Here is a 15,368-nt window from a genome sequence, read left to right on the forward strand (position 1 = left end):
TCTTGCACCGCACTGTGCGCGTTGTGAAATCGTTCGTTCCCGTGTACTAGCCGCTCGAGGACCGGCCACTGCACTCCATGTTACGCACCGGCGCCCTTTCCCGCCGGGTTGGCGGGAAAGGTTACGCGCGGCGGGAATCAATCAGGACAGGGTAATCAGACCCGATGCGTTGGCGCGGGCACCTTCGAAGCGGCGGGCAACATCTGCCCAGTTGACGATATTCCAGAATGCCTTGACGTAGTCCGCCTTGACGTTCACGTAATCGAGGTAGAACGCGTGCTCCCACATGTCCAGCATGAGCAGCGGCGTGGTCCCGACGGGAACGTTGCCCTGCTGATCGTAGAGCTGTTCGATGACGAGGTTTCCGCCGATGGGTTCCCAGGCAAGCAACGCCCAACCTGAACCCTGAAGGCTCAGTGCGGCTGCGTTGAAGTGTCCGCGGAACGCGTCGAACGAACCAAACGCATCATCGATTGCGGCTGCGAGCTCGCCCTCGGGCTTGTCGCCGCCGTCCGGCGAGAGATTGTTCCAGAAAACGGAGTGGTTGATGTGTCCGCCGGTGTGGAAAGCAAGATCCTTGGACAGTTTGGGAACATTAGCGAAGTCCCCCTTCTGACGAGCCTCGGCGAGCTGTGCAAGGGCATCATTGGCACCCTTCACGTACGCTGCATGGTGCTTGCTGTGGTGAAGCTCCATGATCCGCGCCGAGATATGCGGTTCAAGCGCCGCGTAATCGTAGTTGAGTTCGGGCAGTACGTATTCGCTCACGAAATCCTCCAGGTCCTGTAGTCCGGGCAGAAGCCCGGTTGTTGCGGTTCTCCAGGCTAGGCCCCGCACCTTTGCCGGCGCGCGGGAGGCCCTTGAACTTCCATCCTATGCACGTATTCAGTCATCCAACATGTCGGCGGTCACATTGGCCTCGGTTCCGGGGATTCCGAGATCGATGGCGCGCTTGTCAGCCATTGCGAGCAAACGGCGGATACGCCCGGCGATGGCGTCCTTGGTCATCGGGGGATCCGCGATCCGGCCCAACTCGTCAAGGCTCGCCTGTTTGTGGCCGACACGAAGCTCGCCTGCGTACTTCAGGTGATCGGGCACTTCCTCGCCCAGGATCTCCAGCGCGCGCTCGACCCGCGCTCCGGCCGCCACTGCTGCCTGCGCAGACCGCCGTAGATTGGCGTCGTCGAAGTTGGCCAGACGGTTGGCTGTGGCCCGGACCTCCTTTCGCATCCTCCGTTCCTCCCACACCATCAGGGCATCATGGGCGCCCATGCGGGTAAGGAGGACGGCGATCGTGTCGCCATCCCGGATGACCACGCGGTCCACCCCGCGGACCTCCCGCGCTTTTGCTGCTATTCCGAGCCGGCGCGCGGCACCGACGAGTGCGAGTGCTGACTCCGGTCCGGGACAGGTGACCTCCAGGGCCGACGACCGGCCCGGCTCGGTCAGCGAACCATGGGCAAGGAACGCACCGCGCCACACTGCCTCGGCATCAGCAGCCGAACCGTTGACGACGGCGGACGGCAGTCCCCGCACCGGCCTCCCCCGGCTGTCGAGCAGTCCGGTTTGCCGTGCAAGTGATTCACCGTCCCGAACGACGCGAACAACATAGCGGTTTCCCCGCCTCAGACCGTTCCCCGAGACGACGATGATCTCGCTGGTATGCCCGTAAACGTCAGCGATGGCCGTGCGCAGCCTGCGCGCAGTCGATGCGAGGTCCACTTCCGCCTCGATTACGATCCGCCCGGAAATGATGTGCAGGCCGCCGGCAAAACGCAGGAGTGCGGAAACCTCAGCCTTGCGTACCGACGATTTCTTGACGTCGAGGTGCGAGAGTTCCTCTTTCACATCCGCGGTCAGCGCCACAGACACCCTCCTAGAATTCGCCGAACATGTCGTGGTAGGCCGTTGCCAGGCGCAACGCGTCATGGACCGGTCCGCCGCTTGAAGACCCTACTTTACCCAAGAACGCCCGGCCGCCCATCTCTGCTACAGCGGCTTCGAACTCGCCGCGGTCGGCAACCACCGAAGGGTCCGCGATGACGGCGTCGATGCGGAAGTCGGGCGCGTAACGCCTGATCACCGCGAGGTGATCGACAGCGCTCATTCCGAGAGTTTCCTTGGTGTCGTTGGTTAGATTCATCGTCAGGCAACGCCGAGCAGTAGTGGTGCAGAGTGCATCCCGCAGCTCGGGCAGAAGGAGGTGTGGAAGCACGGAGGTGTACCAGGATCCCGGTCCGAGGATGACCCAATCGGCCAACTCGATCGCGTTGAGTGCATCAACGCAAGCCGGAGCGTCCTCGGGAAGCAGGCGCACCTTGCTGACGTTCCCGGAACTTCCCGCCATGGCGAGTTGTGCCTGCCCGGACACTCTCCGGAGCCGCAGGCCGCCGTCAACCTCTGTCAACACATCGCCCTCGATAGTCAGCGGCACGCTGGCCATCGGCAGCACACGTCCACGCGCGCCGAGGAGCGCTCCTGCCCACTGAAGGCCCGCGACGGGGTCGCCGAGCAGCTCCCACAGCGTGACGATGAGGAGATTGCCGAGTGCGTGGTTGTCGAGCGAACCCTCTACTCCATCCCGGGATGCAAATCGGTGCTGCATCACATCCCGCCAGGTCCTCCCCCAGTCGGTGTCATCACAGAGCGCTGCCAAGGCCATCCGGAGGTCCCCGGGCGGGAGGACACCAAGTTCGCGGCGCAGCCGTCCGGAGGAGCCGCCGTCATCCGCTACGGTCACTACAGCAGTGAGCTCAGATGTGAGGAGCCGCAGCGCCGACAGCGACGCCGACAATCCGTGGCCGCCGCCCAGGGCGACGACGGACGGAGCGCTCTCCTGGAATCCTATGCCGGAGCGCACGGCCGACGTGGCGGGAATCAGCGGCAGCGATCCGGTGAGGACCGCCACTATTCCCGCCCGAGGTCTCGGTGGTGTGCGGTCACCTGTACGCGGGGCAATTGCGCAAGCCGCTGCGCAATCTCCTCGGTCACCGCAACAGAGCGGTGCTTGCCGCCTGTGCAGCCGACAGCAATCGTGGCATAGTGCTTATTCTCGCGGCGATAGCCCTCGAGGACGGGCTCGAGGGCGTTCACGTACCGGTCTATGAACTCGGCCGCGCCGTTCGCCTCGAGGACATAATCCCGGACAGGTTCATCCATGCCGGTCTGCGGCCGGAGTACGGGCACCCAGTGCGGGTTCGGGATGAAGCGGACATCCGCGACGAAGTTGGCGTCGACAGGCAAACCGTACTTGAAGCCAAAGCTCATGACGTTCAACCGCAGGACGATCGGACCTGAGTCCGAGAACAGTTCAGTGATGGTGGTTGCGAGTGCGTGCACGTTCAGCTGGGTGGTGTCCACCACGAGATCCGATGCGTGCTTGAGTTCCTGCAGCACCTCCCGTTCCGCCGAGATGCCGTCCAGGATACGGCCGTCCCCCTGGAGGGGATGCGGCCGCCGTCCCTGCTCGAAACGCCGCACCAGGGTGTTGTCTGCTGCATCGAGAAACAGGACCCGGTAGGTGATCCCCGCCGTCCGGAGCGCTGCCAGGGACCCCTGCACGTTCTGGAACAGTTCCTTGCTCCGGACGTCGATGACGACCGCGAGCTTCGGTATGGACTCCGGTGTACGGGACACGATCTCGGTGAGGGTGCTCAGCATCTGCGGCGGAAGGTTCTCCACGACGTACCAGCCGTGGTCTTCCAGCGCGTTTGCCGCCGTACTGCGGCCGGCACCGGACATGCCCGTAACCACGAGCAGTTCGGATTCGGCAGGTTTGACCGGCGTTAGACCGTCAGTCTGGTTCATATGTTCGTTTTCCGTCCCACCATCACACGCAAAGGTGCGCCAGCCTCAGGGCCGGCGTCCACATCTACCCTAACTAAGAATCGAGTATTTCGCCGGTCGCCATGTTCACGGCAGCGACGGGCGTCCTGTCCACCCCTTCGCCGCTTCCGGGCGCGAGCTGATGCCGGATCACAGCGGCCAACGCAGGCCCGACGCCCTGCACCGCCTGCAGTTCCTCCACACTTGCCGACCTGAGTTTGCGGACCGAGCCGAAGTGCTTCAGCAGGGCGCGCCGTTTCGCAGGCCCGAGCCCGGGCACCTCGTCCAATACCGACACCGTCATTGATTTTCCACGCTTCTGGCGGTGGTACGCCAGCGCAAACCGGTGGGCCTCATCGCGGATGCGCTGGAGGAGGAACAATCCCTCCGAAGCGCGCGGCAGGATGACAGGAAAGTCCCCCTCAGGCAGCCAGACCTCTTCAAGCCGCTTCGCGAGGCCGATGACGAAGACGTCGTCGATTCCAAGGTCTGCCAGCGCACGTGCGGCCGCTCGCACCTGTGGCTGGCCGCCGTCCACCACCACGAGGTTGGGCGGGTAGGCGAACTTCTGGCGTGTTGGCGCTTTCGGATCCGCGGGCACCGGGCTGCCGCCGTCGTCGTCCTTGTATCCGTCTTCATTTCCGTCTCCGGGCAGGGAATCCAGCGGGTTACTCTCGGCAAGATAGTTGCGGAATCTGCGCGAGATGACGTCATACATGGACGAGGTGTCATCGCGTGCGGCGTCCCCGGTGATGGAGAACCTGCGGTAGTCGGACTTGCGGGGCAGTCCGTCCTCAACCACGACCATCGACGCCACCACATTGGTGCCCTGGACATGCGAGATATCGAAGCATTCGATCCGCATCAGCGGCATGGGCAGATCCAGCGCTTCCTGCAACTCCTGCAGGGCAGCAGACCGCGTGGTGATGTCGCCGGCACGGCGGCTCTTGTGAAGCCTGAGGGAGTCGGCGGCGTTCTGCCTGACCGTACCGAGCAGAGTGGCCTTGTCCCCCCGCTGCGGCACCCGGATATCCACGCGGGCTCCACGGAGCTGGTACAGCCATTCACGTATCTGTTCCTCGTTACTCGGCATTTCCGGAACGAGTACTTCGCGGGGAATCCGGTTGTTGCTGCTGTTACCCTCGCCGTACACCTGCTGCAGGAGGTGCTCAACGAGGTCTGCGGTGGTCATGTCCTCCACCTTTTCCACCATCCATCCGCGCTGACCGCGGATCCTTCCGCCGCGTACGTGGAAAACCTGGGCTGCGGCTTCGAGTTCATCCTCGGCGAGGGCGAACACGTCGGCGTCCGTGTCTTCACTGAGTACGACGGTGTTGCGTTCGAAGACCCTCTTCAACGCGGCGATGTCATCGCGGACACGTGCGGCCGACTCATAATCGAGTTCGGCAACCGCCGCGGACATCTTCTGTTCGAGCTCACGGATGAAGCGTCCAGCCTGTCCGGACATGAAGTCGCAGAACTGTACCGCGAGCTCGCGGTGGTCTTCCGGTGAGATGCGTCCCACACAGGGGGCAGAACACTTGTCGATGTAACCCAGCAGACACGGCCGGCCCGAGCGTTCTGCTCGCTTGAAGACGCCGCTGCTGCACGTGCGCACAGGAAAGACGCGGAGCAGGGTGTCGACCGTCTCGCGGATCGCTTTCGCCGGGTAGAAGGGACCGAAGTAGCGGGTGTCCTTGCGCCGGTCACCGCGCATGACCTGCACTCGAGGGTACTTTTCCCCCAACGTGACCGCCAGGTAGGGGTAGGACTTGTCATCCCGGAACATCACGTTGAAGCGCGGGTTGAATTCCTTGATCCAGGTGTACTCCAGCTGGAGCGCCTCAAGCTCACTGCCGACGACCGTCCACTCAACACTTGACGCAGTGTGCACCATGGCCCGGGTGCGCGGCATCAACCCCTGAGGATTCGAGAAATAGGAGTTAAGCCTGGAGCGAAGGTTCTTCGCCTTGCCGACGTAGACTACCCGCCGATGCTGGTCGCGAAACCGATACACCCCTGGATCCTGCGGGATCTCGCCGGCTTTCGGGCGGTACGTTGCTGGATCTGCCACCCGAATATCCTACCGGCGTGCCGCTACTGAGCTGTCGGCTACCGAGCCGTCGGTGCCGGAGCGTGTTCGGGCAGCCGGGCGTCATTCGGCCGGACCTACGTTGTAACCGGCGGCCCTGGCCTGGCCGGTCAGCACCGCTATGGCGTCCATGATCGTATCGGTGGCCTGCCTGCGTGCAGGCAGGGAGTGGTCCGGGCCTGTCCGCTCGAAATACAGCGGCTTGCCGATCTTCATGGTGAAGTGTTGTGGACGGATCCAGCGGCTGCCCGCCGGCTGGAGCCGATCCGTACCGAGCAGCCCCACCGGCACCACCGGCGCACCGGTGGTGAGCGCGAGCCACCCCACGCCGGTCCTCCCCCGGTACAGCAGTCCATCGCGGGATCGTGTCCCTTCCGGGTAAATGCCGACGCCGTCTCCCGCCTCCAGCATGCCGAGCAGGGTCTTGAGCGCCTGGACGCTTGCTGCCTGTTGGCCCCGCTGGACGGGAATCGATCCGACTCCCTCAAAGAACGAGCGCATCAGCGCGCCTTTCATGCCGGTGCCTGTGAAGTACTCCGCTTTGGCGAAGAACGCTACGGGACGCGGCATGAGGGCCTGCACCAGGACGCTGTCGAGAAATGACAGGTGGTTGGGGGCGACGATGAACCCACCGCTGGGCGGTACGTTCTCAAGTCCTTGGACGGTGGGCCGGCACAAACCGGCGATCAGGCCGCGGGTGCTGCTGCGCGTGAGGTCATAGACGCCCACGGGTCACCGCCCGGGCCGGCTCCGCGTACGCAAGGATGTGTTCGAGCAGACTGCCCGCCGTGGACACGATCGCGGCGGGCCCGGCTGACTCGAACTCCCGTTCGCTGCCGAATCCCCACGCGACGGCGATGCAGTCCAAGCCGTTGGCTGCTGCGCCTTCAATGTCATGCACGCGGTCACCGACCATAAGCGCACGGTCGAAGTTGCCCTGATGCCTGGCGAGTGCCTCCGCAATGATGGTTCGCTTGCCGTCCAGCGCAGCGGCCGCCAGCTCGTTGTCCGGTGAGCCGTGGATGGACGCGAAAAGGTTTGCCATTTCCTGGACTTCGAGGAGCTCGCGGGCAAGCGTTTCGGGTTTCTGCGTGGCGACGGCAACCAGATGCCCGCGGTTTAGGAGTTCCGCGACCGCATCCGCTACGCCCGGATACGGCCTGCTCTGCGCCATTCCGTGGGCGCGATAGGCGGCGCGATAGAGAGAAATCACCTCGTCCACGCGGTTCTCGGGGACCTTCGCTATGTCTACGAGCGAGCGCACCAGCGCCGGCCCGACCATCCGACGCATATCCGCCGGGCCAGGCACCGGCAGGCCGAGCTTACCCAGCGCCCCGGCGATCCCACCGGTGATTGCGCCCTCCGGGTCCACCAGCGTGCCGTCCAGGTCAAACAGAACGAGCAGGCGCGTATTCTTCACGGGGCAAGTTTCCCATAACGGCACCTCTGCCCGGAAATTGCATTCCTCATTCGGCATATGGTCAGGCGTTCAGAACCTCCGCCAGGAACTTGCCGGTGTAGCTCACCTCCGCGACAGCGACCTGTTCCGGGGTTCCCGTGGCGATGATCTCACCACCGCCGGACCCACCGTCCGGGCCGAGGTCGATCACCCAGTCCGCACTCTTGATCACGTCGAGGTTGTGTTCAATGGTGATGACGGTGTTTCCCTTGTCCACAAGCCCCTGCAGGACCTGCAGCAACTTGCGGATGTCCTCGAAGTGCAGCCCTGTCGTGGGTTCATCGAGGACATAAACGCTGCGTCCATTCGAGCGCTTCTGCAGCTCGCTGGCCAGCTTCACGCGTTGGGCTTCACCACCGGAGAGGGTTGTGGCGGGCTGCCCGAGGCGGACATATCCCAGACCGACATCCACCAGGGTGGTGAGGTGGCGCGCTATCGGGGTGAAGGCTGCGAAGAACTCCGCTGCTTCCTCGATCGGCATGTCCAGCACATCGGCGATCGTCTTGCCCTTGTAGTGAACCTCAAGTGTTTCCCTGTTGTACCGCGCGCCCTGGCACACCTCGCAGGGCACGTAGACATCGGGCAGGAAGTTCATTTCGATCTTCAGCGTGCCGTCCCCCGAGCACGCCTCACACCGGCCGCCCTTGACGTTGAAGGAGAACCTGCCCGGCAGATAGCCGCGGACCTTCGCCTCCGTTGTCTCGGCGAACAGCTTTCGGATGTTGTCGAAGACCCCGGTGTAGGTAGCGGGATTCGAGCGCGGGGTCCTGCCGATGGGGCCCTGATCAACGTGGATGACCTTGTCCAGGTGTTGCAGCCCATCGATTCTGCGGTGGCGTCCGGCCACCTGCTTTGCGCCGTTGAGTTTGTTGGCAAGCACCTTGTACAGGATCTCGTTCACGAGCGTGGACTTGCCCGACCCGCTGACGCCGGTCACCGCGGTCAGAACTCCCAGGGGGAAGGTCGCATCCACGCCCTTCAGGTTATGTTCGCGGGCGCCCACAACTTTGAGTTGGCGGGAGCGGTCAATCTTGCGGCGTTTGGCCGGCATCTCGATCTTCCGCCGCCCTGAAAGATAGTCGCCGGTGATGGACCTCTCGTTCAGGAGGAGATCCTCGAGAGAGCCGGAGTGGACAACCTCCCCGCCGTGTTCCCCTGCACCCGGTCCGATGTCGACGATCCAGTCTGCCTCGTTGATGGTGTCTTCATCGTGTTCCACCACGATCAACGTGTTGCCCAGGTTACGCAGCCGGGTAAGGGTTTCGATGAGACGCCGGTTGTCCCGCTGGTGGAGGCCGATGGAGGGTTCATCAAGGACGTACAGCACGCCCACCAGACCGGAGCCGATCTGGGTGGCAAGGCGGATCCGCTGCGCCTCGCCGCCCGAGAGGGTTCCTGCTGCCCGTTCAAGGTTCAGGTATTCGAGCCCGACATCGAGCAGAAACCGCAGCCGCGCCTGGATCTCCTTGAGGACCTGGGAGGCAATCTGCGCCTCGCGCCCCGTGAGGACGAGGTTATTCAGGAAGTCACTGCACTCGCGCATAGGCAGAGCGGCTACTTCGGCGATGGACCGCCCGTTGATCAGTACGGACAGCGATGCCGGATTGAGGCGTGCTCCACCGCATTCCGGGCAGGGAATCTGCCGCATGTATTCCTCGTAGCGGTCCCGCGCGTAGTCGGACTCCGTCTCGAGGTGCTTGCGGTGGATGTACTGGACAGCGCCCTCGAAGCCCGTGCTGTACTTCCGCTCGCGGCCGAAACGGTTGCGGTACTGCACCACTACCTTGTGGTCCTTGCCATACAGTGCGGCGTCCCGGGCATGCGCCGGCAGCTTCTTCCAGGGGGTGTCCATGGAGAAGTCGAGTTCCTTCGACAGTCCCTCGAGCAGGCGTGTCCAGTACTCGAGCGTTGCTGTACCCAGTGCCCATGGGGCGATGGCTCCCTCGCCGAGGGCGAGGTCCGGGTTGGGAACGACGAGTTCTTCATCCACCTCGAGTTTGGTGCCGATGCCGGTGCACGCGGGGCACGCGCCGAAGGGATTGTTGAAGGAGAACGACCGTGGCTCGATCTCGTCGATCGCAAGTGGGTGCTCGTTGGGACATGCCAGATTCTCCGAAAAGGCGCGCAGCCGGAGCGGGTCCCCGGACTCCAGGTCAACGAAGTCAGCCAGTACGCGCCCCTCGGCGAGGTTGAGCGCCGTTTCAATTGAATCGGTGAGCCGTTGCCGGACACCGCCCTTGATGACCAGGCGGTCGACAACCACCTCGATGGTGTGTTTGAACTGCTTGCCCAGTTTGGGCGGATCAGTCAGCTGAACAAGATCTCCGTCCACGCGGGCACGGGAATAACCCTTTGCAGCCAGGTCCTGGAAGAGATCGACGAACTCACCTTTACGGCCGCGCACCACGGGCGCGAGGACCTGAAAACGGGTACCCTCGTCCAGCTCCATGAGCTGGTCGACAATCTGCTGCGGCGTCTGCTTGATGACGGCCTCGCCGCATACCGGGCAGTGCGGCCTGCCGACGCGGGCCCATAGCAGCCGCATGTAATCGTAAATCTCTGTAATGGTACCGACGGTGGACCGCGGGTTCTTGCTCGTGGACTTCTGGTCGATCGATACCGCGGGTGAGAGGCCCTCGATGAAATCCACGTCAGGCTTGTCCACCTGCCCGAGGAACTGCCGGGCGTAGGCGGAGAGCGACTCGACGTAGCGGCGCTGTCCCTCGGCAAAGATGGTGTCGAAAGCCAGGGAAGACTTGCCGGAGCCGGAGAGTCCGGTGAAGACGATCATCGCGTCCCGCGGCAGGTCCAGATCGACGTTGCGCAGGTTGTGTTCCCTTGCACCCTTGACAATGAGCCGCGAAAGATCCTGGGGCAGCTTGTCAGGGTTGGAGAGACCGGAATCCACGGAGGTTGCTATAGACACCATTACACTTTAGGGGAAACGCCGTTCGAAGACATATTCGAACGCGGGTTTTCGCGGCGTGTCGGGCTGAATGTTCACCGACGGCGCAGAGCCGCACGCAGGTAGGAGACTGCTTCTTCCTCCGTAAGCCCATTCGCCTTGATGAGCCTGGCATATTCCGCGGCTCCCTCCGCGGCCTTGCGCCGTGCTTCATCCCCCGCGGCCGCCACCACCGTACCGGCGCGCGAACGGGTGACGACAATGCGTGCCTGTTCCAGTTCGCGGTACGCGCGGGCCACGGTGTTGACAGCTACACCCAGATGACCGGCAAGGGTACGGACAGGAGGAAGTCGTGTACCCACCGGGAGCGAGCCGTCATTTGCAGCGTCCAGGATCTGTACTCGCAACTGCTCGTACGGCGGCACAGAGCTGGCCGGATCGATCCGCAGCCACGCCGATACATCAGAATTCACGGTGCGCGCTCCTGGACGACAGTGGAAGGGTGCTCACATTCTGCCACGCGGTGTGCAGCATCACCATCGGCACTAGGGTTGGACCATGTATGACCTCACCGACGTGACCATCCGTTCCTGCTCAGTCAGCGAAATGGACAACAACGTCTACCTCATTACCGCGAAGACCACCGGCGCCCAGGTTCTCATCGACGCAGCCGACGACGCTCGGGCCATCGAACGCCTGCTTGCCGACGGCGCTCAGGACACCGGCGTCCCCGCCAAGCTCGCCCTTGTCATCACCACGCACTCGCACTGGGATCATGTGCGTGCGCTGGCAGAGGTTGTACGTGCCACAGGAGCCCGAACTGCTGCCGGCGCCGACGATGTTGATGACATCGCAGTCCCCACCGACGTCCCACTCGCCCATGGTGATGTGGGCACCTTTGACGGCTTCACCCTGGAAGCAATCTCGCTACGCGGACACACTCCCGGGTCCATCGCGCTGGCGTACCGGGACCCGAGCGGTCCCGTGCACCTGTTCACCGGCGATTCCCTCTTCCCGGGCGGCGTTGGGAACACGGGCGGAGACGCGCAGCGTTTCGAGTCCCTTTACTCCGACGTGGTTGAGCGCATCTTCAACACGTTCGACGACGATACGATCGTGCATCCCGGTCATGGGAAGCCGACCACCCTCGGTGCGGAGCGGCCGTCCCTCGCCCAGTGGCGTTCACGCGGCTGGTGAGATGCCAGTGCTCGATCTGGTGCCCACAGCGAAGATCCGCCTGAACGCAAGCAGCGTGCCGCCGTCCGGCTCCGGCGGGTACGCCGCGGAAAGCATTGCGGCGTAGGTGCGCTCAAACTCTGCTGCGTCAGCAGCCGGAAGGGCTGCAAGAATCGGCCGCAGCCCGGTGCCGCGCACCCATTCCAGCACCGGATCCGCTCCGGTGAGCAGATGCTGGTAGGTGGTCTCCCAGATATCGGCCTCCAAACCGGCCCCGCGCAGGAGCCGGTGGTAGTCCTCCGGTGGGCTGACGACGTCGTCGTGCCTCAGGATAGAGCCCAGTTGCTGACACCAGCGCTCGGACTCCGCCAGCCTGCGCATCAGCACGTGGGAGGGCGCCGAGAAGTTGCCCGGAACCTGGAACGCCAGGCAGGCTCGCTCCTCAAGTGCGGCGGCCCACCGCGCCAGCAACGTCTGATGATCGGGCACCCACTGCAGGACGGCGTTGGAAACGACGACGTCGGTGCCCGCCTCCGGCGTCCAGTCCCGGACATCTCCCGGCACAAACGCGAGGTTGGCCGGGGTGTCTTCCAGACTCCGGGCTCGCTCGACCATCTCAGGAGACGAATCGATGCCGAGCACCTCTGCCTCCGGCCATCTGCGTGCGAGAACGACGGTGAGTTCACCTGGCCCGCAGCCCAGGTCGACGATCCTCCTTGGAGCCGGGTGGTCGACACGGCCGACCAGGTCGAAGAACGGGCGCGCCCGGTGATCGGAAAAGGCGGCGTACTGTGCGGGGTCCCAGCGCATCGGCCAAGCATATCGCGGGCCCTCAACGGATAGGCTGGGAGGACATGAACATCCAGGAGCACCTCCCCCAGATCGAGCGCCCAGGCACACCCGACGCTGACGCCGTGTACACGGCCTTCCATTCGTGGTCCGCGAGCACCGGGCTCACCCTGTATCCCGCACAGGACGAGGCCGTTCTTGAGCTCATATCGGGCAACAACGTAATCCTCGCGACCCCCACCGGATCCGGAAAGTCGCTGGTGGCCGTCGCCGCGCATTTCCACGCTGTCGCTGAAGGGCGCAGGAGCTACTACACAGCGCCTATCAAAGCGCTGGTCTCGGAGAAGTTCTTTGCGCTGTGCGCCATCTTCGGGGCCGAGAATGTCGGCATGGTGACCGGTGATTCCGCAGTGAACCAGGACGCTCCAATCATCTGTTGCACCGCGGAGATCCTCGCGAACATTGCCCTGCGTGAGGGCGCTAGGGCCGATGTCGGCACCGTCGTCATGGACGAGTTTCACTTCTACGCTGATCCTCAGCGCGGCTGGGCCTGGCAGGTTTCGCTGCTTGAGCTGCCGCAGGCCCAATTCCTCCTGATGTCCGCGACTCTCGGCGACGTCGAGCGCTTTGAGAAAGACCTGACGGAACGTACCGGCCGTTCAACGGTTCTTGTCAGCTCCGGTGACCGGCCGATCCCACTCAACTTCTACTACTCTGAAGACCCCCTCCAGGAAGCGCTCGAGGAATTACTCTCAACCCACCAGGCCCCCGTGTACGTAGTGCACTTCAGCCAGGCGGAAGCCATCGAGCGCGCGCAAAATCTGATGAGCATCAACGTGTGCACGCGTGAGGAGAAAGACAGGATCGCGGCGCTCATTGCCAGCTTCCGGTTCTCTTCCGGATTCGGCAAAACGCTGAACCGGCTGGTACGCCACGGAATCGGCGTGCACCACGCCGGCATGCTGCCGAAGTATCGGCGCCTGGTGGAGCAGCTTGCCCAGGCCGGCCTGCTGAAGGTGATCTGCGGTACCGACACCCTGGGTGTGGGCATCAACGTGCCGATCCGAACCGTCATGCTGACAGCCCTCAGCAAATACGACGGCGTCCGCACCCGACCACTCAACGTACGCGAATTCCACCAGATCGCCGGCCGGGCGGGGCGTGCCGGCTACGACACGTCCGGCACGGTGGTGGTTCAGGCGCCGGATCACGTCGTGGAGAACACCAAAGCCATGGCGAAGGCGGTCGCGAAGTTCGGTGACGACCAGAAAAAGCTGCGTCAGGTGGTGCGCAAGAAGCCGCCGCAGGGGTTCGTGTCCTGGGGCAAACCCACCTACGACCGCCTGGTCGAGGGCACTCCGGAGCCGCTGGCCTCCAGCTTTGCCGTCAGCCACTCGATGCTGCTCAACCTGCTTGAACGCCCCGGCGATCCCCTCCATGCCGTCCAGAACCTGCTGCGGAACAACCACGAACCGCAGGCGCGGCAGTTCGCCCACCTCCGGCGGGCAATCAGCATCTATCGGGAGCTGGTGACCGCGGGTATCGTTGAGCGGCTTGCCGAACCGGATGAGGAAGGCAGGACGGTGCGGCTGCGGGTCCACCTGCAGGCCAACTTCGCACTGAATCAGCCGCTGTCCCCGTTCGCGCTCGCAAGTCTTGAGCTCCTCGACCCGGAGAGTCCTGCCTATGCGCTTGACGTCGTTTCCGTGATCGAAGCCACCCTCGAAAAGCCGCGACAGGTACTCAGCGCCCAGGAAAAGAAGGCACGCGGCGAAGCTGTCGCCGCCATGAAGGCGGACGGCCTCGACTACGACCAGCGGATGGCCCGGCTTGAGGAGATTTCGTATCCACAGCCGCTGGCTGAGCTCCTGCAGCACGCCTTCGACACCTACCGTTCAGGTGCTCCATGGCTCGGCGATTTCGAGCTCACGCCCAAATCCGTGGTGCGGGATATGTACGAGCGGGCCATGAACTTCGGCGAGTACGTTGCGTTCTACTCCCTCGCGCGGTCGGAGGGAATCCTCCTGCGATACCTTGCCGACTGCTTCAAGGCACTGCGCCAGACAGTCCCGCGGGACGCCCTCCGGGAAGACCTGACCGACATCATCGAATGGCTCGGCGAAATGATCCGTCAGGTGGACTCGAGCCTGCTTGACGAATGGGAGCAGTTGGCGGCCGGCGCTGCCTCGTCCGATACCGGAACTGTCGATCTGCCGCCGGAGCCGGATTCGGTCACGTCGAATGAGCGTGCATTCCGGGTAATGGTGCGCAACGAGATGTTCCAGCGCGTTCAGCTGTTCGCTGACGAGGATGAGGAAGCACTCGGCCGGCTGGACGAGTCATCGGGCTGGAACGCGGCGCGCTGGGCCGAGGCCATGGACGGATACTTCGACGCCCATGATGACATCGACGACGGCCCGAACGCACGCGGTCCGGCGCTGCTCATCATCAAGCAATTTCCGGACCGCTGGGAAGTACGGCAGATTTTCAAGGACCCGTCCGGCGACCAGGACTGGGGCATCAACGCGGTGGTGGATCTGGCAGCCTCCGACGACGCCGGCTTCCCCGTTCTCGCCATCACGTCGGTTGGCGGTCCCTGATCCTACTAGGCTTGGAAACCATGACTCCCATCCGCGAAGCACGCCGGGACGACGTGCCCACCATCCTGCAACTGATCCACGACCTCGCGGTCTATGAAAAGGAACCGGACGCCGTGCGCAACACGGTGGAAGGGCTCGAGGAAGCCCTCTTCGGTCCCAACCCGCGAATCTTCGCCCATATCGCTGAGGACGACAGCGGTGTTCAGGGATTCGCTCTCTGGTTCCTGAATTACTCCACGTGGGAAGGTGTCCACGGCATCTACCTCGAGGATCTTTATGTTCGCCCGGAAGCCCGGGGTTCGGGTTACGGGAAGGCACTGCTCCAGACGCTCGCGGGCATTGCTGCCGAACGGGGCTATGCCCGGGTGGAATGGTCAGTGCTCAACTGGAATGAACCGTCCATTCAGTTCTACCGGAGCCTCGGTGCCCAGGCGCAGGACGAGTGGTCAACCTTCAGGCTGACAGGAGCACCGCTGGCCGCCTTCGCTGGAACCGGCGCGTGAGCTCCGCGGCGCACCACAC

General features: G+C 63.7%; 13 protein-coding genes. 3 read left to right on the forward strand and 10 right to left on the reverse strand.

The window, feature by feature from the left end:
* Positions 1-141: 141 nt before the first annotated feature.
* The 9 genes from P4U43_RS01750 to P4U43_RS01790 all read right to left on the reverse strand — a co-directional run bounded on the left by P4U43_RS01750 (position 142) and on the right by P4U43_RS01790 (position 10,754).
* The gene (locus P4U43_RS01750; RefSeq protein WP_056547556.1) at positions 142-768 is read right to left on the reverse strand and encodes a superoxide dismutase; all 627 of its coding nucleotides are present in this window, start codon (positions 766-768) and stop codon (positions 142-144) included.
* A gap of 117 nt (positions 769-885) precedes the next feature.
* A complete protein-coding gene (whiA, locus tag P4U43_RS01755) occupies positions 886-1,866 on the reverse strand; it encodes a DNA-binding protein WhiA (RefSeq protein ID WP_056547553.1) in 981 nt (326 codons plus the stop codon).
* A 10-nt stretch (positions 1,867-1,876) separates the two neighbouring features.
* On the reverse strand, positions 1,877-2,908 hold the full coding sequence (locus P4U43_RS01760) for a gluconeogenesis factor YvcK family protein (protein WP_277357186.1): 1,032 nt from the start codon (positions 2,906-2,908) through the stop codon (positions 1,877-1,879).
* Complete coding sequence (gene rapZ / locus P4U43_RS01765; protein ID WP_277357187.1) at positions 2,908-3,807, reverse strand: RNase adapter RapZ; 900 nt, start codon at positions 3,805-3,807, stop codon at positions 2,908-2,910. The genes P4U43_RS01760 and rapZ overlap by 1 nt, the downstream gene beginning before the upstream one ends.
* A 73-nt stretch (positions 3,808-3,880) precedes the next feature.
* Positions 3,881-5,899 (reverse strand): excinuclease ABC subunit UvrC, encoded by a 2,019-nt coding sequence (gene uvrC, locus P4U43_RS01770; protein WP_277357188.1) that lies wholly within the window; start codon positions 5,897-5,899, stop codon positions 3,881-3,883.
* Positions 5,900-5,980: 81 nt separating this feature from the next.
* The gene (locus P4U43_RS01775) at positions 5,981-6,646 is read right to left on the reverse strand and encodes a lysophospholipid acyltransferase family protein (protein WP_277357189.1); all 666 of its coding nucleotides are present in this window, start codon (positions 6,644-6,646) and stop codon (positions 5,981-5,983) included.
* Complete coding sequence (locus P4U43_RS01780; protein WP_277357190.1) at positions 6,633-7,337, reverse strand: HAD hydrolase-like protein; 705 nt, start codon at positions 7,335-7,337, stop codon at positions 6,633-6,635. The genes P4U43_RS01775 and P4U43_RS01780 overlap by 14 nt, the downstream gene beginning before the upstream one ends.
* Positions 7,338-7,398: 61 nt before the next feature.
* Positions 7,399-10,302 (reverse strand): excinuclease ABC subunit UvrA, encoded by a 2,904-nt coding sequence (gene uvrA, locus P4U43_RS01785; protein WP_277357191.1) that lies wholly within the window; start codon positions 10,300-10,302, stop codon positions 7,399-7,401.
* A 74-nt stretch (positions 10,303-10,376) separates the two neighbouring features.
* The gene (locus P4U43_RS01790; protein ID WP_277357192.1) at positions 10,377-10,754 is read right to left on the reverse strand and encodes a GntR family transcriptional regulator; all 378 of its coding nucleotides are present in this window, start codon (positions 10,752-10,754) and stop codon (positions 10,377-10,379) included.
* Between the two features lie 85 nt (positions 10,755-10,839).
* On the opposite strand from P4U43_RS01790, the gene P4U43_RS01795 reads away from it, so the two are divergent.
* On the forward strand, positions 10,840-11,478 hold the full coding sequence (locus tag P4U43_RS01795) for an MBL fold metallo-hydrolase (RefSeq protein WP_277357193.1): 639 nt from the start codon (positions 10,840-10,842) through the stop codon (positions 11,476-11,478).
* Here the strand turns inward: P4U43_RS01795 and P4U43_RS01800 are convergent.
* Positions 11,464-12,267, reverse strand: a complete 804-nt coding sequence (locus P4U43_RS01800; RefSeq protein WP_277357194.1) for a trans-aconitate 2-methyltransferase — start codon at positions 12,265-12,267, stop codon at positions 11,464-11,466. The genes P4U43_RS01795 and P4U43_RS01800 overlap by 15 nt on opposite strands.
* Before the next feature lie 44 nt (positions 12,268-12,311).
* Here P4U43_RS01800 and P4U43_RS01805 point away from each other — a divergent pair, with 44 nt between their 5' ends.
* Both P4U43_RS01805 and P4U43_RS01810 read left to right on the forward strand, forming a co-directional pair.
* Positions 12,312-14,846, forward strand: coding sequence for a DEAD/DEAH box helicase (locus P4U43_RS01805; RefSeq protein WP_277357195.1), 2,535 nt, complete (start codon positions 12,312-12,314; stop codon positions 14,844-14,846).
* A 20-nt stretch (positions 14,847-14,866) separates the two neighbouring features.
* On the forward strand, positions 14,867-15,349 hold the full coding sequence (locus P4U43_RS01810; protein ID WP_277357196.1) for a GNAT family N-acetyltransferase: 483 nt from the start codon (positions 14,867-14,869) through the stop codon (positions 15,347-15,349).
* Positions 15,350-15,368: the final 19 nt, after the last annotated feature.

The sequence above is a fragment of the Arthrobacter vasquezii genome, assembly GCF_029455255.1.
Lineage (GTDB): Bacteria > Actinomycetota > Actinomycetes > Actinomycetales > Micrococcaceae > Arthrobacter_D > Arthrobacter_D parietis.

What these genes read in the sequence shown, in the direction of transcription:
- P4U43_RS01795 (WP_277357193.1), top strand. Translation starts at nt 10,840, where the DNA reads ATGTATGACCTCACCGACGTGACCATCCGTTCCTGCTCAGTCAGCGAA.
- P4U43_RS01805 (WP_277357195.1), top strand. Translation starts at nt 12,312, where the DNA reads ATGAACATCCAGGAGCACCTCCCCCAGATCGAGCGCCCAGGCACACCC.
- P4U43_RS01800 (WP_277357194.1), bottom strand. Translation starts at nt 12,267, where the DNA reads ATGCGCTGGGACCCCGCACAGTACGCCGCCTTTTCCGATCACCGGGCG.
- rapZ (WP_277357187.1), bottom strand. Translation starts at nt 3,807, where the DNA reads ATGAACCAGACTGACGGTCTAACGCCGGTCAAACCTGCCGAATCCGAA.
- P4U43_RS01810 (WP_277357196.1), top strand. Translation starts at nt 14,867, where the DNA reads ATGACTCCCATCCGCGAAGCACGCCGGGACGACGTGCCCACCATCCTG.